The 24618-nt window shown below is 72.0% G+C and carries 22 protein-coding genes and 3 pseudogenes; 15 read left to right on the forward strand and 10 right to left on the reverse strand.

Translation table 11 applies throughout. The features are described 5' to 3' along the window. Positions 1-126: 126 nt before the first annotated feature. On the reverse strand, positions 127-1683 hold the full coding sequence (locus ACZ4WQ_RS16905; RefSeq protein WP_398370936.1) for a helix-turn-helix domain-containing protein: 1557 nt from the start codon (positions 1681-1683) through the stop codon (positions 127-129). Positions 1684-1755: 72 nt separating this feature from the next. Here ACZ4WQ_RS16905 and ACZ4WQ_RS16910 point away from each other — a divergent pair, with 72 nt between their 5' ends. Beyond that, positions 1756-2268, forward strand: coding sequence for a hypothetical protein (locus tag ACZ4WQ_RS16910; RefSeq protein ID WP_043486944.1), 513 nt, complete (start codon positions 1756-1758; stop codon positions 2266-2268). Between the two features lie 21 nt (positions 2269-2289). Here ACZ4WQ_RS16910 and ACZ4WQ_RS16915 read toward each other — a convergent pair whose 3' ends face one another. Then, complete coding sequence (locus ACZ4WQ_RS16915) at positions 2290-3219, reverse strand: phosphorothioated DNA-binding restriction endonuclease (RefSeq protein ID WP_398371804.1); 930 nt, start codon at positions 3217-3219, stop codon at positions 2290-2292. 301 nt (positions 3220-3520) lie between these two features. Here ACZ4WQ_RS16915 and ACZ4WQ_RS16920 point away from each other — a divergent pair. The 5 genes and pseudogenes from ACZ4WQ_RS16920 to ACZ4WQ_RS16940 all read left to right on the forward strand — a co-directional run bounded on the left by ACZ4WQ_RS16920 (position 3521) and on the right by ACZ4WQ_RS16940 (position 8971). Beyond that, positions 3521-4439: pseudogene (locus ACZ4WQ_RS16920) on the forward strand (RNA-guided endonuclease InsQ/TnpB family protein). 99 nt (positions 4440-4538) lie between these two features. After that, positions 4539-5423, forward strand: a complete 885-nt coding sequence (locus ACZ4WQ_RS16925) for an LLM class flavin-dependent oxidoreductase (RefSeq protein WP_398371806.1) — start codon at positions 4539-4541, stop codon at positions 5421-5423. A gap of 129 nt (positions 5424-5552) precedes the next feature. Further along, the gene (locus ACZ4WQ_RS16930; protein WP_398370940.1) at positions 5553-6095 is read left to right on the forward strand and encodes a hypothetical protein; all 543 of its coding nucleotides are present in this window, start codon (positions 5553-5555) and stop codon (positions 6093-6095) included. 107 nt (positions 6096-6202) lie between these two features. Further along, positions 6203-7981 (forward strand): S8 family serine peptidase, encoded by a 1779-nt coding sequence (locus ACZ4WQ_RS16935; RefSeq protein ID WP_398370942.1) that lies wholly within the window; start codon positions 6203-6205, stop codon positions 7979-7981. Positions 7982-8269: 288 nt separating this feature from the next. Further along, positions 8270-8971: an aldo/keto reductase gene (locus ACZ4WQ_RS16940; RefSeq protein ID WP_398370944.1), complete on the forward strand. Its 702-nt coding sequence runs from the start codon at positions 8270-8272 to the stop codon at positions 8969-8971. A 301-nt stretch (positions 8972-9272) separates the two neighbouring features. Here the strand turns inward: ACZ4WQ_RS16940 and ACZ4WQ_RS16945 are convergent, their stop codons facing one another. Further along, positions 9273-10412, reverse strand: coding sequence for a substrate-binding domain-containing protein (locus tag ACZ4WQ_RS16945; protein ID WP_311726281.1), 1140 nt, complete (start codon positions 10410-10412; stop codon positions 9273-9275). A gap of 395 nt (positions 10413-10807) precedes the next feature. Here ACZ4WQ_RS16945 and ACZ4WQ_RS16950 point away from each other — a divergent pair, with 395 nt between their 5' ends. Genes ACZ4WQ_RS16950 through ACZ4WQ_RS16970 form a run of 5 tightly spaced genes read left to right on the forward strand, consistent with a single transcriptional unit; the run spans position 10808 to position 15656 of the window. Next, positions 10808-13321, forward strand: a complete 2514-nt coding sequence (locus ACZ4WQ_RS16950) for an ATP-binding protein (RefSeq protein WP_398371808.1) — start codon at positions 10808-10810, stop codon at positions 13319-13321. Next, entirely contained in the window at positions 13302-13781 is a 480-nt protein-coding gene (locus ACZ4WQ_RS16955; protein ID WP_311726279.1) for a roadblock/LC7 domain-containing protein, read from the forward strand. Before ACZ4WQ_RS16950 ends, ACZ4WQ_RS16955 begins: the two co-directional genes overlap by 20 nt. A 52-nt stretch (positions 13782-13833) precedes the next feature. Then, positions 13834-14277, forward strand: coding sequence for a DUF742 domain-containing protein (locus tag ACZ4WQ_RS16960; protein ID WP_311726278.1), 444 nt, complete (start codon positions 13834-13836; stop codon positions 14275-14277). Continuing rightward, on the forward strand, positions 14225-14839 hold the full coding sequence (locus tag ACZ4WQ_RS16965) for a GTP-binding protein (protein ID WP_311726277.1): 615 nt from the start codon (positions 14225-14227) through the stop codon (positions 14837-14839). Before ACZ4WQ_RS16960 ends, ACZ4WQ_RS16965 begins: the two co-directional genes overlap by 53 nt. A 46-nt stretch (positions 14840-14885) precedes the next feature. Continuing rightward, positions 14886-15656 carry a class I SAM-dependent methyltransferase gene (locus tag ACZ4WQ_RS16970; RefSeq protein WP_311726276.1) on the forward strand — a complete coding sequence of 257 codons (771 nt, stop codon included), beginning with the start codon at positions 14886-14888 and terminating at the stop codon, positions 15654-15656. Position 15657: 1 nt separating this feature from the next. Here the strand turns inward: ACZ4WQ_RS16970 and ACZ4WQ_RS16975 are convergent, their stop codons facing one another. Continuing rightward, positions 15658-16110, reverse strand: coding sequence for a DNA-binding protein (locus ACZ4WQ_RS16975; RefSeq protein ID WP_311726275.1), 453 nt, complete (start codon positions 16108-16110; stop codon positions 15658-15660). 79 nt (positions 16111-16189) lie between these two features. Between ACZ4WQ_RS16975 and ACZ4WQ_RS16980 the strand changes: the two genes are divergently transcribed. Further along, entirely contained in the window at positions 16190-17308 is a 1119-nt protein-coding gene (locus ACZ4WQ_RS16980; RefSeq protein WP_398370948.1) for a hypothetical protein, read from the forward strand. 13 nt (positions 17309-17321) lie between these two features. Here the strand turns inward: ACZ4WQ_RS16980 and ACZ4WQ_RS16985 are convergent, their stop codons facing one another. Then, a complete protein-coding gene (locus ACZ4WQ_RS16985; RefSeq protein WP_311726273.1) occupies positions 17322-18011 on the reverse strand; it encodes a haloacid dehalogenase type II in 690 nt (229 codons plus the stop codon). Positions 18012-18099: 88 nt separating this feature from the next. On the opposite strand from ACZ4WQ_RS16985, the gene ACZ4WQ_RS16990 reads away from it, so the two are divergent. Beyond that, positions 18100-18717 (forward strand): CGNR zinc finger domain-containing protein, encoded by a 618-nt coding sequence (locus ACZ4WQ_RS16990; protein ID WP_311726272.1) that lies wholly within the window; start codon positions 18100-18102, stop codon positions 18715-18717. Between the two features lie 35 nt (positions 18718-18752). Here ACZ4WQ_RS16990 and ACZ4WQ_RS16995 read toward each other — a convergent pair. Then, positions 18753-19715: pseudogene (locus tag ACZ4WQ_RS16995) on the reverse strand (helix-turn-helix domain-containing protein); the annotation flags it as partial. A gap of 133 nt (positions 19716-19848) precedes the next feature. Here ACZ4WQ_RS16995 and ACZ4WQ_RS17000 point away from each other — a divergent pair. Beyond that, a pseudogene (locus ACZ4WQ_RS17000) lies at positions 19849-20411 on the forward strand (flavoprotein). 81 nt (positions 20412-20492) lie between these two features. On the opposite strand, the gene ACZ4WQ_RS17005 reads toward ACZ4WQ_RS17000, so the two are convergent. The 4 genes from ACZ4WQ_RS17005 to ACZ4WQ_RS17020 form a co-directional block, all read right to left on the reverse strand. Continuing rightward, positions 20493-21002, reverse strand: coding sequence for a helix-turn-helix domain-containing protein (locus tag ACZ4WQ_RS17005; RefSeq protein ID WP_398370951.1), 510 nt, complete (start codon positions 21000-21002; stop codon positions 20493-20495). After that, positions 20917-21270 carry a DUF6247 family protein gene (locus ACZ4WQ_RS17010; RefSeq protein ID WP_311726268.1) on the reverse strand — a complete coding sequence of 118 codons (354 nt, stop codon included), beginning with the start codon at positions 21268-21270 and terminating at the stop codon, positions 20917-20919. Before ACZ4WQ_RS17010 ends, ACZ4WQ_RS17005 begins: the two co-directional genes overlap by 86 nt. Positions 21271-21362: 92 nt before the next feature. Further along, positions 21363-22022 (reverse strand): peptide-methionine (S)-S-oxide reductase MsrA, encoded by a 660-nt coding sequence (msrA, locus tag ACZ4WQ_RS17015; protein ID WP_385340583.1) that lies wholly within the window; start codon positions 22020-22022, stop codon positions 21363-21365. Between the two features lie 124 nt (positions 22023-22146). Then, a complete protein-coding gene (locus ACZ4WQ_RS17020; RefSeq protein ID WP_385340581.1) occupies positions 22147-23244 on the reverse strand; it encodes a hypothetical protein in 1098 nt (365 codons plus the stop codon). Between the two features lie 157 nt (positions 23245-23401). On the opposite strand from ACZ4WQ_RS17020, the gene ACZ4WQ_RS17025 reads away from it, so the two are divergent. Then, entirely contained in the window at positions 23402-24592 is a 1191-nt protein-coding gene (locus tag ACZ4WQ_RS17025; RefSeq protein ID WP_398370954.1) for a cystathionine gamma-synthase, read from the forward strand. Positions 24593-24618: the final 26 nt, after the last annotated feature.

A 24618-nucleotide genomic window follows, 5' to 3' on the forward strand; every position in this document is an offset into this window, starting at 1 on the left:
AGCGGTCCTGTTCTGTGCATGAGGGGCTTGCCCAGGACATTAGGCGGGGGCGGCGGGCGCGGCGAGGAACACTGTGCACAGTCGTGGTGTGCGGCGGTTGCGCTTCGAACGGCGAACGGGCACAGGTCAGAGCGAGCCCGACGCCCGCAGCGCCAGCCACAGCTCGTACTTCGCGCTCGGCGCGCGCAACAGCGAGCGCTCCAGCACCTCTTCGGCCCTGGCCAGCCGCTTGCGCGCACCGGGCAGCGAGATACCGAGGGCGGTGGCCGCTGCGGGCAGCCGGGCGTCTGCGCGCAGCCAGGCCCGTACGGTTTCGGGCACGGCCGCGGGCCCGGCCTCGTCGAGGGGGCCGAACTGGGCACGGGCCCACAACTCGGCCGCGGGGGAGGACAGCAGGGCGTCGAGCGAAGCCGGGGCCGATGCCCGGGCCGGGGCGGGGAGCGCCGGCGTTTCGGCGGTGCTGGGCGGCACGCTGTGCAGCCGCAGCGCGAGCCAGGCCGTGGACTGGCCGGCCAGACTGCGGCCGATGTCCAGGCCGAGCAGGTCGCTGATGAGGCGGATGCGCGCGGCGAGCGTATTGCGGTGGATCTTGAGATGGCGGTTGGCGGCGCCGCCGAAACTGAGCCATGAACCGAGCGTGCCCAGCAACTCCTGCGGCCCCGGGTCGGCGCGGCGCGGCGGGACGTACCGCAGGCACGGCCCCAGCAACTCCTGCGCCCACAGCCGCCCCTCGGGGCTCACGAGCGCCGTGGTGTCGGTGTGTCTGCCGAAACCGGCGTACCGCAAGGGCGCGCCACGGGCCACGGCGAGGGCGTGGATCGCCTGCTCGTAGCCGGCCGCGGTGTCCCGCAGCGGGTGCTCGGCGCTCGTGCCGATCCGGCACTCGGGGACCCGCTGGACGATCAGCCGGGCGAGCCCGTCCGCGCGCTCCCTCTCCAGTTCCCCTTCCCCCGCCCCTTCCCCCTTCGGGCCTGGCGGTACGAGCGCGATGAGGTGGTTGGAGCGCACGGGGCAGGGCACGATCCACGCCCGGCCCCGTGCCGCCCGGTCGATTCGGGCCGCGATCTCCCGCCGCCGGCGGACCGGACACTCGATCACATATACGCGGGCGAGGGCGGGCAGGGCCGGGCCCAGCGCCCCGGCGATCCGTTGCGCGGCGGGCACGCTGCCGACCATGAGGAGATGCAGCGCCGCCTCGCGGCTGTGCGCCTCGGCCGATTCGACGCGCCGCCGGGCCCGCTCCGCCTCCTCCAGCCGCCAGCACAGCGCGAGGGTGCGGGCGGCGTCGGCGAGCAGCACCCCGCAGCGCGGGTCATCGGGCCCGATGACGGCGAGGTACGGCGGCTCGTCCCCGCCCGCGGCGTCGCCGTGGCCGAGCCGGACCAGGTGTACGGCGCGGCCACCCTCGCCGCCGAGCACCGCGGAGGGCGCGCCGCGGCGGCGCAGTTCGACGGCGGCAGAGGCGGCGGCCGAAACCGCGGTGACCAGCGTGTCCGGGCCCGGGTCCGGGTCCGGTGTGGCGAGGACCGTGCCCGTGGGGCCGATCAGCGCGGCGAGGCCGCCGGTGCGGCGGGTGAGCCAGGCGAGGATGGCGCGTACGGACTCCGGTTCCGCGGCGAGGCGGGCCAGGGCGAGCACGTCGTCGGCGCGGTCGGCCCGCGCTTCCGATGACGCTGGTCCCATGGGTGAAAACTGTAGTGCTGCGGCTTTCGGGTGGCGACGGTGGCGACGGCGATGTCGGCTAAGGTCGGCCGGGTGACCGCCGTCATAGCCGCGATGCTTACCGCCGTCGTCGGCGTTCTGGGCACGCTCTTCGCCCCCTTGCTCCAGCAACGCATGACCGCCCGGCAGCGCGCCGAAGAGGCGCGCGTCGAGGACCGGCGGCGCCACCTCGAGGAGCGCCGGACCGCCTACATCGCCATGAACCGCGCCTCCCGCCAGTTCCACACCCTGCTCAAGGACGCCCTGCACCGGATCAGGGACGGCGTCTACACGGAGGAGGACCGCACCGGGCTCGAGGAGGCCCGGCGCGAGTACCGGGACTGCTACGCCCAGGCGCAGATGACCGTCCCCGAGCGGGTCCTGGCGGCGTCCCGCGAGCTCAACACCGTGCTCGCCGGGATCGACGCTATGGCCAAGCGGATCGACCGCGGCCTGCCGGGCGAGGGGGAGACCGCCGCGGCGGCGCTGATCGAGCTCAAGGAGGCCGAGCCGAGGCTGTCGGCGATGCGCCGGGTGATGCGCGAGGACCTGGGCATCACGGATTGACGGGCGCCGCCCGTCGCCCGCTCACCCCTGCGCCGCCACCCGCGGCTCGCCGCGGAAGACCTGCGCCATGTGCCAGTCGATGTGCTCATCGGCGACCGGCGTGCTGCCCGCCCGCGGCCCGAGCACCGGCTGCCCGCCCAGCCGCAGCACATACGCGTGGGCGGCCTCGCTGCGGCCGGTGAACTGCCGCGACACCAGGATCCGTCGCTTCCCGTCGAGGCCCAGCACGCCCTTGTCGAACAGCTTGTGGTGGAGGGAGCACAGACACAGCCCGTTGGAGAGGTCGTCAGGTCCCGCGAAGGCCCACCACCGCACATGCGCGGCCTCCAGGCCCACCGGCGTACGACCGCCCGCCTCGCCGCGCGCCCGACCGCCCGTGCCCTCGATCGCCCCGTCGTAGCCGCAGAACGCACAGCGGCGTTCGTACGCCGTCAGCACCCGCTCCCGCATCTCGGCGGCCCCGTGGCGGATCCGGCGGCTGCCGCGCGCTCCGTCGTCGGCGGTCAGGTCGAGCCCGACGGCGTCGGCGAGGTCGGGGTGGAGGGAGGGCGCGAAGTGCTGGTCGAGGAGGAGTTGGGCGAGGCGGCCGAGCAGGGCGGGGTCGGTGGTCAGCGCGTCCCGCAGACCGGGGGCGAGCCGCCCGGCCGCCCCGCTGGCGCGCAGCGCGCCCAGCGCCGTGCCCGGGCTGCCCTCGCCCGTGTCGGTCCGCACCTCCCACACCCCGTCGTTCACCAGGTGGTGGAACGGATACGCGGCGCTGGTGGGGCGCCTGGGTCCGTACTCCGCCAACAGCCGTTTGAGATCCGCCTCGACCTCGGTGAACCGCAGCGCGTCGCCCGCGTCCTGCTGGAACCGGCCCAGTGCATACAGCATGAGCAGCGGCTTGTGCGGCGCCCGCTCCCCGTTCTGCGACCACTGCCGCAGCGTGCGTACGCGCTCGGCCCAGTCCATCCGTTCGATCCCCTCCATGCCGCCACGGTAGCGGGGGAGTTAGGGTGCGGCCGGCGCGGGTGCGGATCACGTTCCCCCGCTCCGCCCACGCCGCCTACCAGTGATCTTGGCCAGTGCCCCCGCCTTCAGACGGGGGGTTATGCAGGGCGTTGCTGGTTCTCGATGTACTGGCGTACGACGGCCGGCGGCGCCCCCACAGCTTCCAGCGAAGTACGAACGGGACCAGAAATGGCCGTGCGCGGTCTCTTCGCAGCGTTCCAGCATCTCGGGCGTGAACACTGTCGTGCACGACTGGTGGACGATGCTCCCCAAGGAGCGCCGGAACCTGGCCGCCGCAGACGCGGCGATCCGCCAGGGGCGTAAGGATCTTCCCTGGCTCGGCGTTCTCCCGGCCCAGGCGGCTCAGGCCGTGCTGAAGACGTATTTCCAGGCGTGGAAGAACTGCTGGGACGGCCGCGCTGACGCCCCGAACTTCAAGGGCCGCTTCCGGTCCCGCATGGCCGTCGACATCCCCCAGGGGCGCGATCTTCAGATCATGCGTCTGAACCGCCGGTGGGGTCGCATGTGGGCGCCGAAGATCGGGCACGTCCTGTTCCGCTGGAGCAAGGATCTTCCGGTCGGCAAGCGCGCTGACAAGGGGAACCGGGTCACCGGGGCCCGGCTCGTGAAGGAAGCCGACGGCTGGTATGTCGTCTTCCGTGTCCAGAGCGAGGTACCCGAGCCCGCACCCCCACCCCGGGCCCACCGTGGGTATGGACCGGGGCATCGCAAAGCCCCTCGCCCTCTCGGACGGCACCTTCCGCGACCATGCCCCGTGGCTGTCGAAGGGTGAGACCGAACGTCTGCGCCGCCTGGAGAAGTCCAAGGAGCGCAAGCGCCGCGCCCGCAAACCCGGCGAGGCCAACTCCAGGCGTCTGACCCGCACGTACGACCAGATCGCCCAGCTCCGCGCAACAGCCAAGCGCAGGGCCGTCGACTGGCAGCACAAGACCACCACCTCCCGACGATGCTCCGTCTGCGGATTCATCACTCCCGGCAGCCGGGAGAGTCAGGCCCGCTTCGTCTGCAAGAACCCCGACTGTGGGTACGAGACGAACGCGGACACCAACGCAGGACGCAACATCGATCACGCCGCCGGGCAGGCGGTGTCAGGACGTGGAGACTTCGGGGTTACCCGGTCGAAGAAGCGTCAACCACTCACTCAGCCGCACGCGGCCTGAGATGGGATTCCGCCCCGCTCACGGGGCGGAGGATGTCAAATTGGCCGGATGACCAACGACAACGACATGGTGACCAACGACCCCACGATCAGCGAGCCTTTGCCGCGCCCCCGCGTCGGCGTGATGTTCGACCGGGACGGCAAGCCGGAGGAACTGCCCGCGTTCGCGCGGGCGGTGGAGGAGTACGGGGCGGACGACCTGTGGGTCGTCGAGGACCTGGGCTGGACCGGGTCGATCGGCTCGGCGACGCTCGCGCTGGCGGCGACCGAGCGGCTGCGCGTCGGGATCGGGATCCTCCCGGCCCCGCTGCGCAACCCGGCGCTGCTGGCCATGGAGCTGGCCAACCTGGCCCGGGTGTTCCCGGGCCGGTTCATCGCGGGCGTCGGGCACGGCGTGCCGGAGTGGATGGCCCAGGTCGGCGCCGCGTCCCCGACCCCGCTCGCCCTGCTCGAAGAGACGATCACGGTGGTGCGCACCCTGCTGCGCGGTGAGACGGCCACGCTCGACGGCCGGACCGTGCACATCGACGGCGTACGGCTGGTCCACCCGCCCGCCGAGCCCCCGCGCATCGTCTCGGGCGTCGTACGCCCCCGCTCCCTGGAGCTGTCCGGCCGCGCGGCCGACGGCACGGTCATGGCCGAGGGCCAGGGGCCGGCCGCGATCGCCGCCGCGCTCGGCCATATCGCGAAGGGGCGCGCCGCCGCGGGCGCCGGCCGGCCGCATGAACTGATCGTCTTCACCCATCTGTGTGTGGCCGACGACCCCGAGCACGTGGCGACGGCCTCCGCGCCCGTACGCGACGAGTACTCCGAATGGCTCGGTATCCCGCGCGAGGAGGTGTTCCTCGCGGCGGGCGACGCCGCCACCGCGGCCGAGCGGGTCCGGGCCCTGTGGGACGCGGGCGCGGAGACGGTCGTGCTGCGCCCGGTGGGGGAGGACGCGCTGCCCCAGGTGCGCGCGGCGCTGGCCGCGTTGGAGCGCTGACCGCCGCTGACGGACCGTCTCCGATTGCGCACGCTCCGGACACCGACTTAGCGTAAATGTAACAAATAGGGCATGCGGGGCGTGTCGCCCCGGTGTCCTTCCTCGTCTATGTCGTCGTGTGGAGGATCCATGTCGGTGATGACTGGCGCCCAACCCCTGCAACAGACAGGGCCCCAGATGGGTCAGCAGCAGCTCGGCCAGATCGTGCAGCAGGCGATGCAGCAGGCATGCCAGCAGGCGAGTCAGCAGATCGCCCAGCGCATGCAGCACACCGTCCAGCAGCTCCAGCAGATGAACCAGCAGGGCATGGGGCAGCACGCGCACCCCTACATGGCCATGGCGCTGCACTACTCGCTGCGCAGCGGGATCCGGCAGGCGGTCGAGCAGGCCGTGCAGCAGGCTCTGCCGATCGCGGTCATGACGCTGATCCAGCAGCAGGGCATCGGCATGGGCCAGCAGGGCATGGGCCAGCAGGGCATGGGTCAGCAGGGCATGGGGATGCAGCCGGGCATGGGCCAGCCGGGGATGGGCATGGGCATGGGCCAGCCCGGGATGGGCCAACCGGGCATGGGCATGGGCATGCAGGGATTCGGCCAGCAGCCGTACCAGCAGTACCAGCAGCCCGGTTTCGGCTTCGGCCAGATGGGCCAGCAGCCGTACGGCATCGGCTGACGCAGCCCGGGTTGACGCGGTGCGGTGTGCCGGGAGCGGTTCCCGAGCACACCGCATCACCGTGGGGGCGCGGCCCCCGGTCGCCGGATCAGGAGCGCGAGGACGACGTGGGTGTGGTGAAGGTGGACGTGATGCTCAAGAACAGGTCCGAGAACGACAGCGACGGCGGATCCGGGAGCGCGAACCAGCCCGCCCGCGCGGGCAAGGAGGAGGGGCCGCGCAAGAAGAGCACGCGGCGCGCCGTCGCGGTGCGGCCGCGCCGCGAGCGGTACTTGGTGACGCCGCTGCCCCAGCACCTGCTCCCGCCCGGCGTGGCCGCGCTCGACATGGACACGGTGTGCGAGCGGCTGGGCCGGATGCCGGAGGTCGCGGTGGTGCGCCGGCTCCGGCCCTCGGGCAAGCCGGACCAGGCGGCGCCGCCCCTCTGCTGCCCGGAGATCGCGGTGGTCGAGGCGGCCGAGGAGCAGGTGCCGTCGATGCGGTCCGTGCACGTTCATGTGGAGCCCGACCTTCCGCTGAACGGCGCGGGCGCGGGGGCGGCCTCCGGTCCGGTGGCGGGGCTGATGCCGCTGGCCGACCCGGGGCTCATCGCCCCGCTGGACGCGCCCGTGGAGGTCACGCTGCGGGTCTGCGGCCCGGACGAGGAGCCGTTGGCCGGGGCCGGGGTGTTCCTCATCGGGGCGTCCTGGCCGGTCCAGGGCATCACCGGCGCCGACGGGACGGCGCGGCTGGCGCTGGCCACCGAGACCGCGCAGTCCCTCCAGGCCCTGTACGTCCGCCCCGCGAGCGGCTATGTCGACCGCTGGATCCACCGCCCCGACCTGTCCGCCACCCAGGAGAACCTGGTCACCCTCACCCCGCTGACCAAGGCATACCCGGGTCTTGAGGAGCGGCAGCAGTACGGCTGGGGCCAGCAGGCCATGCGGCTCGACCGACTGCCGCCCACGTTCCGCGGTTTCGGCGTGAAGGTCGCGGTCATCGGCTCCGGCGTGGCCGCCGAACACCCCGATCTGAAGGACCGGGTGCGCTCCGGGGTGGATCCGGTCGGCGGTACGGAACGGGGCTGGGCCCACGACGCCATCGGCACCGGCACCCACGCGGCGGGCGTGATCGCCGCCGCCGACACCGGCCCCGGCGTCATCGGCATCGCCGTCGACGCCCGCATCGAGGCCTGCCGGGTGCTGCCCGGCGGCCGCTTCAGCGACCTGATCGCCGCGCTCGACCACTGCATCGAGACCGAGGTCGACATCGCCCATATCGCGGTGGCCACCCCGTACTCCTCCGCGCTGGTCGCGCGCAAGCTCGCCGACGCCCACGCCGCGGGCGTCGCCTGCGTCGCCCCGGCGGGCGACTCCGGCGGGCCGGTCGCCTTCCCGGGCTCGCTGCCCACCGTGTTCACCGTCGGCGCGCTGGGCGCCTTCGGCTCGTACCCGCCCGACACCTCCCAGGCCACCCACGCGGGCCCGCCCCTGACCCCGGAGGGCCTGTTCGCGGCGCGGTTCAGCGCGTACGGCCCCGAGGTCGACGCCGCCGCGCCCGGTGTGGCGGTGCTGTCCTGCTCGGCGCGCGGCGACTACGCGGCGCTGGACGGCACCGGCCCGGCCTCGGCCCATGTCGCCGGGCTCGCGGCCCTCGTCCTGGCTCACCACGAGGATTTCCGGGGCCACTTGCCGCCCCGGGGACCGGGCCGGGTCCAGCGGCTGTTCGAGATCATCGCCGCGAGCTGCCGCCCGCTGGCGCTCCCCGGCACCTGGGAAGCGGCGCGCACCGGCCGCGGTCTGCCCGACGCGCTGGTCGCGCTGGGCCTGGCGCCCGGCGTGCAACTCGCCGCCACGGTCCCGTCCTACGCCTCGCCCATGGCCGGCTACGGCGCCACGCCCCAGTGACCTCGGCGGGTTCTGTCCCCTACCCGCCCCTTCCCTCAACTGGGGCTCCGCCCTCAGACCCCGGGAGTCCGGGGGGTGAGCACCCCCGCGGCGGAGCCGCACATCGGTGCCGTTCCCCACCCCGCCCCGCGGGGCTCCACTGCATGGCAGGGGCTTTGCCCCTGGACCCCCGGGGTCTGGGGCGGAGCCCCGGGGGAGCTGTACCCATGTGCGGCTCCGCCGCGGGGCAGCCGCAGGCGTCGAGATCCGCCGGACAGGGGCGGGGGGACGGGGTTGGACGCGGGGGACATGGTGCGACTGCGGCGTACCGGGCTGTCGGTGAGCCGCCTGGGGCTCGGGCTGGCCTCCATCGGCGGCCTCTTCGCCCCCGTACCCGCCGCGCAGGCCGCCGCCACCGTCGACCGCGCCTGGGAGCTCGGCGTACGGCTCTACGACACCGCTCCCGTCTACGGATACGGGCGCTCGGAAGCGCACGCCGGAGCTGCCCTCGCGCGGCGCCCGCGCGGGCAGTACGTCCTGTGCACCAAGGTGGGCCGGCTGATCGAGCCCGGCGGGCCCGACACCCAGCCCATCTGGGCCGACCCTCCGCCGGGCGTCGGGCCCCGCCTGGACCACACCTACCCGGCGGTGCTGCGCTCGGCGGCGGAGAGCCTGGACCGGCTCGGCCTCGACCGGGTCGACGTGCTCCACATTCACGACCCCGACGAGGACTACCCGACGGCCGTCACCGAGGCATACCGGGCCCTGGCCGAGCTGCGCCGCGACGGCGTCATCGGCGCGCTCTCGCTCGGGGTCAACCACGCCGACGTCGCGGCCCGCTTCCTGCGGGAGGCCCCGCCTCCGGGGCCCGACTGCGTGCTGCTCGCCGGCCGGTACACGCTGCTCGACCACTCGGGGCCGGCCGAGTTGCTGCCGCTGTGCGCCGAGCGCGGCGTCGCCGTCATGGCGGCCGGGGTCCACGGTGCGAAACGCCGTCGCATCACTCCGTAACGCATCTGATACGCTCAGTGCGTGGTCGGGGGCGACAGCCAAGTCCCCGACAACCCGAGCGAGTCCCGTACTTGCTCCGGCGGCCGGAAGGGCCGTCGTCGGACAGGCGTGACCTGTCAAACTCCCCGGAGCGATCCAGGGGAGAGTCTCCCGGATTCATCGGGGAGAGAACTTCAACAGTCCGGTCTGCTGGCCGACCGACCCCGGGGCGTCCATCATCGGGATCCCCGGGGTGGACCGGGCGGCGATGTTGACTGGTCGGCGCCTGCCTAGGCGCTGAACCGGGACACTCGCAGCGGGGTCAGCGGTCCCAGATCTTGCGGTACGCCTGGCGGTAGCCCTCGGAGTCCCAGGACAGCGCGCCACCGCTGTTGGCGGCGGTGGTGATGTGCACGGGGGCGACGTATCCGCTGGCCGGCTGGCCCGAGAAGGCGCGGTTGAACTCGTCGACGATCTGCCAGCCCTGCTCGGAGAGCGGCTCGGGCACCGTCGCGGCCTGGTACTGCTTGCGGTTCACGCGCTCGAAGGCCGACGGGTCGCCGTCACCCGCGCCGATGTTGAACGGGGCGCCGTCGCCGGCCTTCCCCGCGGCGCGCAGCGCGGGGGCGCCGTGGCGGAAGTACAGGTCGTTGATGGCGACGGAATAGGTCCACTGGTCCCCGAAGCGCTTGAGCAGCGCGGAGACCTCCTTGATGGAGCGGCTGTTGGCCTCGGGGATGGGGATGTTCCTGTAGTCAAGCAGCTTGACGTCGGAGCAGGTGGCCAGCTCCTTCTTGATCAGCTCGGACTTGTTCCTGGGGAAGTCGGACGTGGTGTCGGTGAACACGACCACGCCCGCGCGGCCGTTGGACCGGGCGATGATCCAGTCGGCGCTGATCTTCGCGACGTCCTCGACCCTGGACGTCACATTGCTGAAGAGTTCCGGATCCTTGCTGGGGCCGGGGGCGACGGTGGCGTGCCAGCCGATCACCGGGATGCCGGCCGCGTTGGCCCGCCGGACCTCCTTGGGGACGATCTCGGGGCCGAAGCCGCTGATGACGATGCCGTCCGCCTTGATCCGGAAGGCCTCCTCGAAGGCGGCCTTGACGCCGGCGGTGGTGCCCTTGCCGTTGATGGTCCGGGAGTGCCAGCCGACGACCTTGGCGGCCTCCTCGACGCCTTGGGCGACTCCGGCGGGGCCGGGGTTGGCCAGGGTGTGGGCGATGAAGACGATCGTCTTGCCGCGCACGGCCTTGGGTCCGGTGGTGGGTCCGGTCCAGGGGGCGTCCACGTCCTCGGCCTTCTCGACGGCCTTCTTGGCCTTGGCGAGCACGGTGGGGCAGCCGGGCTTGGAGGAGCCCGATCCGGACACACTGGTGTCGGAGTCCGGGTCGCAGCCGGCGGCGGTGGCCACGGCCAGGAGCGCGACGGCGGTCGCGACCGCCTTGCGGGTGGGGTGCACGGGTCTCCTCGCGGGCAAGAGGGGGCTACGACTTCGAGGTGGCGGAAAGCAGCGTATGGGTGGGGGGAAGACAGGTTACGGGTCACCCGCCCCCCGGGCGTCGGGACGTCCGGTGAAGGGTGTTCAAAGTGCCGTCAAGCGCGGCTTTTCGGTGGGCAAATGCCGCAGAAAGCCCATGTTTCCTGGTCTTAATCGCCTATGCCTTGCGCGCTTCCCTGCAAGCGGTAGTGTTCACCGCCGGTCGGACTGTGGCGCGATTCCATCGCTCGCACGCGGGCGTGTGCCGTCGTGCGCGCGCGTGAGCTGAGAGCGTCATGCTCCCCCGGACGTCGGCGGTCTGCACCAACCACACCTCGGTCACCGCTCAGAAGCCCTTGAAAGGAGGCCGGGTGTCTGTGGACACGGTGGACCCGTCGCCGGAAGCCGACTCGTCCGACTCGTCCGACAGCGCGCCGCCGACGCCGCGGTCCGGCCGGAGGGCCGGGGCCCTCCTCGACCGATGGCCGTTCCGGCGGAAGATCAACGCCCTGGTGATCGTGCCCGTCGCGGTCGTCGGCGTGCTGCTGGCCATCGGCGTCACCGGCCAGGTGAACGAGGCTCAGGACGCCGGGCGCCTTGCCGACCAGGTGCGTGACAGCGAGCGGGTCGCGGCGCTGATCAACGACGTCCAGGCCGAACACCGCCAGGCGCTGCTGCTGTCCGTGCAGCACGACGCCCTCCGGCCCGGCACCGCCCTGCCCTCGACCAACGCCTACCGCAAGGCGCAGCGCCGGACCGACGAGCAGGCCGCCGCCGTGCGTTCGGCGTTCGGGTCGGGCCTGCCGAAGGAGGAGGAGCAGGCGCTCGACTACGTCGGGGGCCTGTCCGTGCTGCGCGACAAGGTCGAGCGGGGCTCGCTCTCGGCCTCCAACATCAGCCCGGCGTACGCCTCCGCGGTCGACTACCTGATCGACGGCATCGGGCTCGACCACTCCTCCGCCGCCGCCTCGTCGTCCTCGGTCACCCGGCTGGTCGACGCGGCGCTGCGCGCCGACGCCGCCCACGCGGCCTTCGAGAGCGGGGTCTTCTCCGCGCAGACCCAGGACGCCAACGCCCTCACCGAGTACACCCGGGCGGTCGGTGCCCACGCGGAGTACGCGTACCAGGCGGAACGGTTCAGCAGGATCGCCACCCCGGCCCAGGTCCTGGCCCTGGGCGGCATCGAGCGCAACGCCGAGCAGAACGGCATCGCCGACCAGTTCGCGGAGCTCCAGATCGATCCGAGCTCCCTTCAGGGCCAGTCGCCCGAGCAGCTGCGCAAGGTGATGGCCACCGGAACCCGGCAGGCCGAGGCGCGTCTCGACATCACCCAGTCGCTCATCGGGCAGATCGCCGACCAGGCCGACAGCCTCTCCAAGAACGCCCTGGAGAAAGCGCTGGCCATGCTCGGGCTCGCCCTCCTCGGCTTCGTCGTCTGGCTGACCTTCGCCGTCCTGGTCCGCCGCTCGGTCGTACGCCCCCTGGAGCGGCTGACCGGCGCCGCGCGGGAGGTGGTCGACGTGGCGGGCGAGGAGCTCGCCCGGGTCGAGTACGACGAGTCGGCGGAGCGCGCCCCGCTGCGCCCGCACCCGATCCCCGTCCCGGTCCGCGACGAGATCGGCGACCTGGCCGAGGCCTTCAACCAGGTGCAGGTCACCGCCGCGGCGCTGCTGGAGCGGCAGGTTCTGAGTCGGCGCAACGTGGCCGAGATGTTCGGCAACGTCGGGCGCCGCGTCTCCAACCTGACCTCGCGCCAGCTCATGCTGATCGACTCCGTCGAGCGCGAGGAGACCGACCCCGAGGTCCTGGAGCGGCTCTACCGCATCGACCACATCGCCGTACGCCTCCAGCGCAACGCCGACAGCCTGATGCTGCTGGCCGGTATCCGGGAGGCCGACGTCGAGGCCCGGCCGACCACCCTCGCCAACGTCATCCGGGCCGGCCTCGGCCGGATCGAGGGATTCCAGCGGGTGTCCCTGCGGTCCGAGACGGAGATCACGGTCGCGCCCGACATCACCGGCGACCTGACGCTGATGCTCGCCGAACTGCTGGAGAACGCGGTCTCGTTCTCCCCGTCCCACACCCCCGTCGAGGTGGTCGTCCGGCCCGGTACCGACGTCACCTCGGCCGGCGGGGCGCTGATCGAGATCATCGACCACGGCCTCGGGATGAGCGCGGAGCGGCTCGCGGAGGAGAACGCCCGGCTGGTCCACCGGGAGCGGCTCGACCTCGTACCGAGCAAGGTGCTCGGCCTGTTCGTGGTCGGCACCCTGGCCCGGCGCTGGGGCGTACGGGTCGAGTTGAGCCGCACCCCCGGCGGCGGCGTCACCGGCACCGTCTGGATCCCGGCCCCGCTGCTGCTCACCGTCAGCCCGCTGGACCCGGCATTGCCCACGGACACGCCGGTGGTTGCGGGGAAGGCCGCGGGCGAGGGCGCGGGCAAGGACGCCGCCGCGGTCGGCACCGTGTGGGAACTCCCCGCCAGGCCGGACCCGCTGACCAAGCCCGTGCGGACCTCCGCCTCCGCCGCGCCGTCGGGGCCGGGCGGGCTGCCCCGGCGCATCCCGACCCGGAAGGCGACGGAACGGACCCCCGGGGCCGCCGCCGACGCCACACAGCCGACCTCCGCCGCACCTCTCTCCGCACCGTCCTCCCGGCCGCTGCGCAGGCGGGTGCGGGGAGCGACCCTCACCAAGACCACCCCGGCGGCCCAGGTCGTCCCGGCCGAGCTCCGGCCCGTCGACGCCGAGGCGGTCCGTACCGAACTCGACGAGTTCGAGGCCGCCGTACGCAAGGCCGAGCAGGACAGCGCCGCCACCCCGACGGAGCCGGCTCCGTCCCACCACCACAGCACCAGAAAGGAGTCGGGCAGTGACCACGCCGACAGATAACGGCAGTTCCGAGGAGCGGACGGAACCCACCGATCTGCGGGCCGCCGCGGCCGACTTCACCTGGCTGCTCGACCGGTTCGCCGGCGAGACCGCCGGTGTGGTGGACGCCATCGCGGTGTCCTCCGACGGGCTGCTGATCGCTGTCTCCCAACTGCGCGAGCAGGCCGACTCGGAGCGGCTCGCCGCGATCGTGTCCGGCATCACCAGCCTCGCCGCGGGCGCCTCCGGCAACTACGGCCTCGGCGGCCTCAACAAGGTCATCATCGACCTGGAGGGCGGCCATGTGCTGGTGTCGGCCATCGGCAGCGGCGCCGTGCTCGGCGTGGTGGCCTCGAAGGAGGCGAAGCTGGGCAATATCGCCTATGAGATGGCCCTGTTCGCCAACCGGGCCGGGGCCGCGCTCACTCCCCAGCTGGTGCTGGAGCTGAAGAAGAGCGCCGGCGCCACCCCGTCCGGCTGACCCGTCCCACCACACGGGGCACAGGGCACAGGCATGTCGGAAGGGGATCGTGATGGCCGCCGGTGAATCAGTACCGCACGAGTCAGCGGACGGCGCGTGGGACCGGCCGGAGTCGGCCGGGCGCCCCTCCGCGGTCCGGCCGTTCCTGCTGACCGCCGGCCGGGTGTCCGGGAGCGGCGCCGCGCCGTCGCTCCCGGTCGAGGCCCAGGTCGTGGCGACCTCGTCGGGGCTCTCCGCCCTGCACTCGCTCACCTTCGAACACCACGACCTCGTCGCCGCCTGCCGGCGCCCGCAGTCGGTGGCGGAACTGGCCGCCCGGCTGCGACTGCACCTCAACGTGGTCCGGGTGCTGGCGGGGGATCTGTGCACCGCCGGCCATCTGGCGGTCCATGTGCCGGACGCCAGGGCGACCCAGGACATCTCCGTACTGCGAAGGGTTATCGATGGGCTCCGTGCCGTCCCCGACTCCCGGGGCAAACTCCGCGACAGCAGCTGAACAGCCGCCGCTGCCGGTCAAGCTGGTCATCGCCGGCGGCTTCGGGGTCGGCAAGACCACGGCCGTGGGCTCGATCTCCGAGATCCGGCCGCTGACCACCGAGGCCGCGATCACGGAGGTCGCGGCGGGCGTGGACGATCTCACGCACACCCCCGGCAAGACCACCACCACGGTCGCCATGGACTTCGGCTGCATCACCATCGACCCCACGCTGAAGCTCTATCTGTTCGGCACCCCCGGCCAGGACCGCTTCGGCTTCATGTGGGACGACGTGGTCGAGGGCGCCCTGGGCGGCCTGGTGATCGTGGACACCCGCCGCCTGGACGACTGTTACGCGGCGGTGGACTACTTCGAGCACAAGGACATCCCCTTCGCCGTGGCCGTCAACGCCTTCGATGGCGAGGTGCAGCACGAGCTGGACGAGGTGCGGTGGGCGCTGGACGTCTCCGAGCACGTGCCGCTGATCGTCTTCGACGCCCGGGAGCGGGGCTCGGTCCGGGACGCGCTGCTGGTCGTCCTCGACATCGCCCTGTCGCGGGCGGAGAGCGCTGCCGCGAGCTGACGCCGGGCGTCGCGTCGGTGTGGTGGTGGGGGAGGAGGATGGACGGATGACCGCCGACTCGCGTGCCCATTCGTTCAACGCCGCCGCCGCCCAGTACGCCGCGAACCGCCCCTCCTACCCGCCCGCGCTCCTGGACACCGTCGAGCGGCTCATGGACCGCCCCCTCGCGGGCGCCCGCGTCGCCGACGTCGGCGCGGGCACCGGCATCGCGACGGTCCTGCTGCGCGAGCGCGGCGCGGAGGTGATCGCCGTCGAGCCCGGCGACGGCATGGCGGCCCAGTTCCGCCGCACGCTGCCCGACGTCCCGATCGTCCGGGGCGACGGCAACGCCCTGCCGCTCGCCGACGCGTCCCGCGACCTGATCACCTACGCGCAGTCCTGGCACTGGACCGACACCGGCCGCTCCGTCCCGGAGGCGCTGCGCGTGCTGCGTCCTGGCGGCACGCTCGCGCTCTGGTGGAACACCTCGGCCCTCGACGTGCCGTGGATCGCGGCGCAGCACGAGCGCGTCGCGCGCCACTGCGGGGTGAAGCCCCCCGCCTCCTCGCCCGGGGAGCGCCCCGACGACAGCCGCGCCATCGAACTCGCCGGCCTCGCAGGCCTTGCCGTCGTGCGCCGCCACCTGCGCTGGAGCCGCGTCGTCCCGCTCGACACGCACCTCGCCAACATCTCCAGCCACTCGGCATTCCTCGTCCTCGGCGAGAGCGGCACCCGCGCCTTCCTCACCGAGGAGCGCACCCGCCTGCGGGAGCTGTTCCCCGACGAGACGGTGGAGGAGACCTATGTGGTCGACCTCCTGGTGGCCACCCGTCCCTGAGCTACTCCGAGGCTTCCGTATCGGCGGTGGCGCGGCCGGCCAGCCGCTCGTAGCGCTGCCTGGCGGCCTGCGGGGTGCCGAGCCCGAGCCCAAAGGCGATCTCCTGCCAGGTCATGCCGCGGCCCCGCGCCATCTGGAGGAGCCCGGTCTCCAGCTCGTCCATCTCCCCGCGCACCAGCGGCACCAGGCTCAACGCGGCGGTGATATCGGCCTGATCCACCTCCGGCTCCCCGTCAACCGGCCGCGCGGCCCCGGAGAGCAGGAACGACACCAGCCGGACGGCCTCGTGCGGCCCGATGACCGAGGGATGGACCTGCCGGCGGCGTTGCTCGTCGGTCGCGGCGTGCCGCTCGGCGATGCGCAGCAGGGACGCGTACACACGGTGGGCTCGCGCCTGCTCGGGCCGCGGGGGCGTGAAGGGGTCGTCGGTGTGCTGATCAGGGGTCGCTGACATGAGATCAGGATGGGGTGACGCACAGGTTGATGTCAACTATCTGTTTTAAACGAATCGTTTATAGTGAGAGGGTGTTGTCATGGGCAACGCAACAGCACACACCCTCCGCGAATTCGCGGAAACCCTGGTCCGGCTCGGTATAGCGACGGAGGAACAGGCCGCGACCGGCCTGGCGGAGGCCGAGGCGATCGGCATGGACCTCGACGAGGAGTTCGAGGACACCGACGAGCTGACGTTCCTGGTCGGCGAGTGCGGCCTCGGCTTCCAGACGCCCGAAAAGGTCTCGGGCTACCTCGAGGACGGCTACGCGGAGCTGCTGTTCGACGCGGCCGCGTGCGCCGGCGGCTCGGTGGTCGTCGACGACGTCGCACTGGTGAAGGACGAGGACGGAGAGGAGTACCTGCACTTCCGCCGCAACGGCCGGTCGATATGGCACCCGACGGAACACCTCTCCGACAGCACCCGCTACATGGACTGGAACGCGGCCTTCGACGCCATAGGCGACCTTGTGCCCGGCAACGACGACCCGCGGAGCTTCCACCAGCTGGACGAGGACTCCTACGACGCATGGTGGCTCCTGCTGACCCCCGGACAGGCCAAGGGTCTGGAGGAGTTCGGCCTCCCGATGCCCGTGGAGCTCGGCCGCTGGGTGCGCGACGGGATGCCCGCGGCGGAACCCGAGACGCCCGCCTGGTACATGGAGGACGACCGCCTCCACGCGAGCGAGGAGTCCCGCCGGTGCCTCGACGCCTGGCTGGCCCCCATGGACGCCGCACTGGACCGCTGGCGAACGGCCTACCTGCCCGACGACTTCCCCTTCGACTACTCCCTGGACTCGCTCTCGGCGCTGGAACGGCTCGTACTCGCCCGCTTCGACGGCCCCGCCGCGCTGGAGGCGGCGGTCGGAGACGAGTTCTTCGCGGGCGCGGTCAGATACGTCGGAGAGACCGCGCTGCGGCTCTGGCCGTGCCGCTGGACGTACCAGCACTCCGACGACCCCTACTCGGTCTCGGCCAACGAACCGATGATCCGTTCCAACGCCCCGGACGGTTTCGCGGGGGAGTTCTCACCCGACTACGTACTGCGGACCCTTGTGAAGGAGCGCACATCCCATGACATGCGAGAGCGCATGAGCTGCGTCGGCGAAGCGGTCGACGACTACCACAAGGTGCTCCGCGCCCGCGCCCACGGCGGCTGACCGGGGGGCAGCTTTAGATCGTGTCCAGTTGGTCGGCCAGATCGGCCAGGTCGTCGGCGTACAGGTCGAACCGGTCCGAGGAGGTGGGCGGGTCTCCGACGGGGCGGGTGACGTAGGCGGTGCGCAGGCCGAGGCGCTGCGCTCCGCGCAGGTCCCAGGCGTGGGCGGCGACCATCAGCAGCCGCTCCGGCGGTCGTCCGGAGACGGTGACGGCCAGCTGGTAGACCGCCGGGTCCGGCTTGTAGGTCCGGGCGTCCTCGGCGGACAGGGCCTGGTGCCAGCGCAGCCCGGCGTGGGCGTTGAGCCCCAGCAGCGCCGTCCGGCTCGCGTTGGAGAGTCCGATCAGCGGGAACCGTTCGGCGAGCCGGGCGAGCCCTGCCACGGTGTCGGGCCACGGCGGGAGCCGGCGACCCGACAGCGCCAGCGCCGCTACGGCGGCCGGGTCGTCGACTCCGGCGGCGTCGGCGACGAGCCGGGCGGCTTCCCGGTCCAGGGCGTCGCCGGCGAGGTAGGGCCGGCCGCCGTCGAGGATGCGACGCTGCTCGCGGTCGATGTGCTGCTGCCACACTGACAAGAGCCGCTCGGTCCTGGGAGCGTCGAGCGACGGGTCGAGTTCACGAATGCCGGCGCGGAGTCCGGCGGGTTCGTCGACGAGCGTGCCGAGCACGTCGAACACGACGGCATCGATCTCCAGCACTGACATGGGCGAGCTCTCCCGGACGAAGCTATGTAAGGGCTAAAGTGGCTGTTAACCGAACGTAGCGAGAGGTTCGCCAAGGATGCAAGTCACGTTGGACGATTACGCCTGGGCGGCGGGGGTCGCGACCGACCTGGTCAACACCACCGCCGAGGTCTGGCGCGGCGACGACCACCTGCCCGACCTGGCCGCCCTCGTCGCGTTCACCGACCTGCACGGCGACCAGTCCACAGACGACGAGGTTCCCGGCGCACTGTCCGAACTCGCCCGCCGCGCACGCACCGCCGACCTCCATGCGGTCCACGCCCTCCGGGAGACCGTGCGCGACCTGATCGATCACCCCGACCGCGCCCGCCTCATCGCCGGCGCCACCACGCTCACCTCACCCGCCCAGGGCGCCACCCTGATCCCCGACCCCGCACACGGGAACCGCACACGCTGGGCCGTCCCACTCCGTGCCGGAGCAACGATCGCCGACGCCCTCTCGCTGATCTGCGGCATTGGCATCCTCGGGGTCGTACACACCCTCGGCGAGCAGCGATTCCGCCCGTGCACCGCGCCCACCTGCCGGGGAGCGTTCATCGACACCACCCGGCCCGGCAGCCGCCGCTACTGCATGCCCGGCCTGTGCGGCAACCGCGTCAACGTCGCCAACCACCGCGCCCGCACCCGCCAAGCCCCAATACGCGACCGGCGCCCCAGCTCCGAGTAGGCCCTGCTCGGCGATGGACGTCAGCCTGGAGCAGGCCAGTCCTTCGGTATCCGCACCTTCGCGGCCTGTCGCAGGGCCTCGCCGTAGTGACGCATCTCGACATGAGCGGACACCGTGTGAAGCCTCACGTTCGTGGGGCCGAAAGACAGCCAATGCACGTCCGTGGCCTCACCCACCCGTGTTGCGTAGGACTTGGCCTCTGCGAGGTGGGCTGTCACCGCGTCTGCATCCTCGGCACGGGCAGCGATCACGCTTGCCCCGAGGTGAAGTTGCCCGGCAACCGCCTGCCTCTCCCGGGTCTCAGGGGATAGCTCCAGCAGCCCATGACCGGAAGCGACCAACCTCTGTCCGATGGTGTACTCGCCCTCCCGGAAGTAGACGAGCGCACGCATGTACTGGCGTACTGCGGACAGCAGCGGGTCGGAAGCCCTGGACGCGGCCCAGTCCATACGATCCAGAGCCACCGTCGACACGTCGTAGTAGCCCAGTTTCACGGCCAGGTCATGCGCGGTGCGGTAGGTACTCGACAGCGCAGCCCACAATACGGACGACGGGGACCGATACGCGGCTGTGGTGATCTCCGCAATCGTGTCGGGGAGATCAACAGCAGCATCGTGGAGCCTTGTAGCTCGGACCAGCTGACACAGCCCCTCGGCAGCTGCGACGAGCTGCGGAGTGGGCCGAGGCGTGATCGTAGGGTCGGCCCCCAGATCGTAGAGGTCGAGGGCTTCACGGATCGGCCGGACCAGCGCGGCCAACCGGTCTTGCTGGAGCTCGGTCACGTAGGGCTGACCGGTCAACGCCCTGACGTCGATGCTCAGGGCCTTGGCGACAGCGGCCACCAGGGCAGGGCTGGCCGGCTTGTGCCCGGACTCAACCTGGGTGAGCAGGCTGTACGAACAGGGCACCTTCTGAGCCAGCCCGCGCTGAGTCAGTCCAGTCCGTTTCCGGTGATGTGCGATCCGAGTGCCTGTGTGTTCGTCGCCGGGGAGCGGCATGCATGCCTCCCTTTCGTGACTCACTCAACGGAAACGCTACCCGCCCGGCCACGGAAGGCTACGGTGAACGGTGATCTCGGCCCCGATCGAGCAGGGTTTGCGGGTAAGGGGTGCGACGCGGTGAACTGCCGCCATGACCGCGAACCGCGTCTTGTACCTGTTGGGAAGCGCCGCACCACCCGTGCTGAACATCGCCGGCGTCATCGAGCAAGCACAGGCCGCCGACTGGGATGTCTGCCTCGGATTGACCCCCACCGCCGCACGCTGGCTCGAAGACGAGCTGCCGGCGTTGGAGGAGCGGACCGGGCACCCGGTACGCAGCCAGTACAAGCTGCCCCGAGAGCCGGACGTCTGGCCCCCCGCAGACGTCGCCGTCGTAGCGCCCGCGACCTTCAACACGATCAACCAATGGGCGCTGGGGATCACCGACAAGTTCATCGTCGGGGCGTGGCCGAGGCCATCGGCAAGGGCATCCCCACCGTGACCATGCCGTGCGTGAACGCCGCCTTCGTGCAGCACACACAGTTCGACACCAGCATTGCCACGCTGCGCGCGATGGGCGTACGCGTCCTGTACGGCGACGGTGGGTTCGTACCCAACAAGCCGGGCCAGGGCCGACCGGAAAACTATCCGTGGCACTTGGCCCTAGAAGCCGCCGCGTCAGCCGTCGGTGGGCCCGATTCCCGTGGGACATGAGCCGCCGTCGGACAGGTCACTTGGCTTGACGGCCGTGCCGACGAGCCTGTGCTGCTCTCCGGGCGTCCCCTGGGAAGGGCGTCAAGCGGCGTGCGGCACGAACGAGACCCGAGTTTCTTCCGTGTCGATTGACACGTCCAGTGCGGCGTCCAGTGCCTTGGCCAAGGTGCGTAGGAGTGGGAGCGTGGGCATGGTGCCGCCTCCTTCGAGGCGGTCGATGTCCTCCGTGGAGAGCCCCGTCCGCTCGGCGAGCGATGCCTGGTCGATGCCCAAGGCCGTGCGACGGTCGTAGACGGCCTGCCCGGGAAGAACCAACCGCCCGCCGCGTCCATGCGACGCAGGCCGCCCGGTCGGGGACCGTTGCCGAAGTCGCCGACATCGACCCCCATCCCGGCCAGGTCGGTCAGCTGCCCCGCGAGGCGCTCCACTTCGGTCACCACGTGAGCGGGGATGCCACCTGCAACGTGGGCGTGATCGGGGTCGTACTCCCAGCGCCAACCAGTGCTCACCGCGGCGGGAGGCCGAGCGCGGCGTGTGCGTCGTCCAGGATCTTGCCGATCGCGGACGCGGCGCGTCGGGCCTGCGTCGCATCGCCGGTCTCGGCGGTGTCCTCCCAGTGACGGAACTCTTTCGCGAGATTCGGCTGCCGCTGAATGTGGACGTAGACGGCCCACTGGGCGATGAACCGCTGGAGGGGGGAAAGATCGGAAGCCTGACGGGACTGATCGGCGGCCTGATCCAGCTCCCGGGTGAAGGAGGGCAGTGCGGCGGGGGCGATCTGCGCGACGGCCTGGCGGAGGGCCGTGACGGTGGCGGAGGGCTGAGGGATGAGTGGCTGCCCGGCGCTGGAGGTGGTCATTGCTGCTCCCATGGGCGAGATTCTTATCCCTGGGAGCAGCGTATCGAGTGCGGGCTCGACCACATCGCCCGAACGAGTGAGGACGCGGCCCTTCAGCTCCCAGCGGGGGCCACCCCGATCGGGCAGGAAACACCCGTGCCGCCGATGCCGCAATAGCCGGCCGGGTTCTTGTCCAAGTACTGCTGGTGATATGCCTCCGCCGCGTAGAAGGGGCCGGCGGGGAGGATTTCGGTGGTGATGTCGCCGTAGCCGGACTTGGTGAGGACGGACTGGTAGGAGGCGCGCGAGGCCTCGGCCTCGGACTGCTGCTCGGGGGAGTGGGTGTAGATCGCCGAGCGGTACTGGGTGCCGACGTCGTTGCCCTGGCGGAAGCCCTGGGTGGGGTCGTGGGACTCCCAGAAGAGCTTCAGCAGGGCGGCGTACGAGGTGACGGAAGGGTCGTAGACGACGCGGACCGCTTCGGTGTGGGCGGTCAGGCCGCTGCACACCTCTTCGTAGGTGGGGTTCTGGGTGTGGCCGCCCTGGTAGCCGACGAGGGTGGTCCAGACGCCGGGGGCCTGCCAGAACTTGCGCTCGGCGCCCCAGAAACAGCCGAGGCCGAAGTCGGCGATCAGGAGGCCCTCGGGGTAGGGGCCGGACAGCGGGTTGCCGAGGACGGTGTGGCGCTCGGGGACGGGGAATCCGGGTTCGGCTCGGCCCTTGAGCGCTTCCTCGGCGGAGGGGAGGTGGGACTTCTGGCGGCTGAACAACATCAATGGCTCCTAGGCTCCACATCGGGGAAGCGGTGGGTCGAAGCGGTCGGTGGGTCGTGGCGGCGGGGGCGCACGTCCTATAACAGGGTGGGGCGGTGGGCCATTCCAGGCGCCCCCGCACCCCTCAGCGCGGCAGCGTCGCCGGCGTGCCGCCCCGGCCCTCCCAGCCGGCCACCGCCAGCGCCCGGTAGACCGCGTACTCGGCGGCCGGGTCCGCGCCGTACGACCACGGGATCGCGCCCACGTGGCCGTCCACATGGCGGAGCTGCTCCATTGCCTCCGCGTAGCGCTCGGCGCGCACCAGGAACCAGATCAGCAGGTGGCGGACGTGGGGCTGGACCGGGTGGTCGGCCGGGGCCTCGCCGACCGCGAAGAGGGCGCCCTCGATGGCGCGGCTGACCACCGCGCTCTGGTAGAGGGTGCGCACCAGGTTGGCCTCCGGGAGGTGCTCGAAGACCGCGAAGAGGGGGAGAGCGGGGAGGAGGGTCTTGGCCGGGGCGGAGCCGGCGGCTGCGTGGCTGAAGGAGTCGGCGAGCTCCTGCGAGCCGTGCCACTTCTCGCACCAGTAGTGGAGCGCGGCGAGGTGGGCGCCCATGTGGTGCGGGGCGCGCTCGGTGACCTTGGACCAGAGCTCTTCGAAGTCGGCCTGCCGGTACGCGAGGCCGCGGGCGACGCCGAGCTCGACGATGTACGGCACCGGGTCGCCGGGGGCCAGCAGCGCCGCCTCGCCGCAGACCGTACGCGCCTCCTCCAGGATCATCCGGAAGTCGTCCGACGACGGGTCGCGCAGCGCCCGGCGGACCAGGAACTCGGCGTGCACGGCGGCCGCGCCCGGGTCCTTGGGCGCCGAGACCCGCCAGGTGCGCAGCCACATGCCGCCCTGGCCCGGCGCGTGGGCCAGCTCGAAGGCGGCGGCGCCGGCCAGCGTCTGCACGCGCTGCCAGCGGAGCTCGGAGTCCGCGTCGGTGAGGGCCAGCAGCCGGGCGGCGGGCTGCCAGTCCTGGGTGCGCTGGACCTCCTCCAGCGCCTCCAGCAGCTCGCGGTCCGGGCCGGGCAGCCGTACGTCCAGCCGGTCCTGCGGCACGAAGCCGTACGCGCCCGGGTCCGTGGCGAGCACCCCGCCGCGTTTGGCCTCGTCGGTGCCGCGGATCCGGCGCAAGGCCGGCACGACGAGGACACCGCCGATCATGACGATCGCGATGAGGAAGATCAGATTCTCCATTGTTGTCCCCTGCTGTCCCCTGCTGCTCCGGTGCTGTCCCGGCTGTCCCGTGAGAAGTCGGGCCCGGTCCCCCTAGGAGGAACGCCTGAGCTCCAGACTATGTGCCCGCGGAGTGCTTGAACCCGGTAGCACCGCGGTGGGCATTACCCTCGGCCCCATGACCGACCAGCACACCCAGCAGCCCGCCCCGCGCGACGATGCGCAGCGCGGCACGCAGAGCTTCGAGACGCTCGCCATCCACGCGGGGCAGGAGGCGGACCCGCTCACGGGTGCCGTCGTCCCGCCGATCTACCAGGTCTCCACCTACAAGCAGGACGGAGTGGGCGGGCTCCGCGGCGGATACGAGTACAGCCGCTCCGCGAACCCCACCCGCACCGCCCTCGAGGAGAACCTGGCGGCGCTGGAGGGCGGGCGGCGCGGCCTGGCCTTCGCGTCCGGTCTCGCCGCCGAGGACTGCCTGCTGCGCGCGCTTCTGGTGCCCGGTGACCATGTCGTCATCCCGAACGACGCCTACGGCGGCACGTTCCGCCTGTTCTCGAAGGTCGCGGAGCGCTGGGGCGTGGAGTGGTCGGTCGCCGACACCTCCGACCCGGCCGCGGTGCGGGCCGAGCTCCGGCCCCGTACCAAGGTGATCTGGGTGGAGACGCCCAGCAACCCGCTGCTCGGCATCACCGACATCGCCGCCGTCGCCGACATCGCCCGCTCCGCCGGGGCCCGGCTCGTCGTCGACAACACCTTCGCCAGCCCCTATCTCCAGCAGCCGCTCGCGCTGGGCGCGGACATCGTGGTGCACTCGACGACCAAGTACATGGGCGGGCACTCGGACGTCGTCGGCGGCGCGCTGGTGGTCTCCGACCCCGCCCTCGGTGACGAACTGGCCTTCCACCAGAACGCGATGGGCGCCGTCGCCGGGCCGTTCGACTCCTGGCTGGTGCTGCGCGGCGTCAAGACCCTCGCCGTACGGATGGACCGGCACAGCGCGAACGCCACCCGCGTCGCGGAGCTGCTGGTCGCCCACCCCAGGGTGACCGAGGTCTTCTACCCGGGGCTGCCCGGGCACGCGGGGCACGAGGTGGCGGCCAAGCAGATGCGGGCCTTCGGCGGCATGGTCTCCTTCCGCGTCGCGGGCGGCGAGCAGGCGGCGGTCGACGTCTGCGACCGGGCGCGGCTGTTCACGCTCGGTGAGTCGCTGGGCGGTGTCGAGTCGCTGATCGAGCACCCGGGCCGGATGACGCACGCCTCGGCGGCGGGGTCGGCCCTGGAGGTGCCCGCCGACCTGGTGCGTCTCTCGGTGGGCATCGAGGCGGTGGACGATCTGCTGGCGGATCTCAGTCAGGCGCTGGCCTAGGGCTTGGATTCTGGCTGGATTTGGGC

It is taken from the genome of Streptomyces sp. NPDC028305, assembly GCF_055569495.1.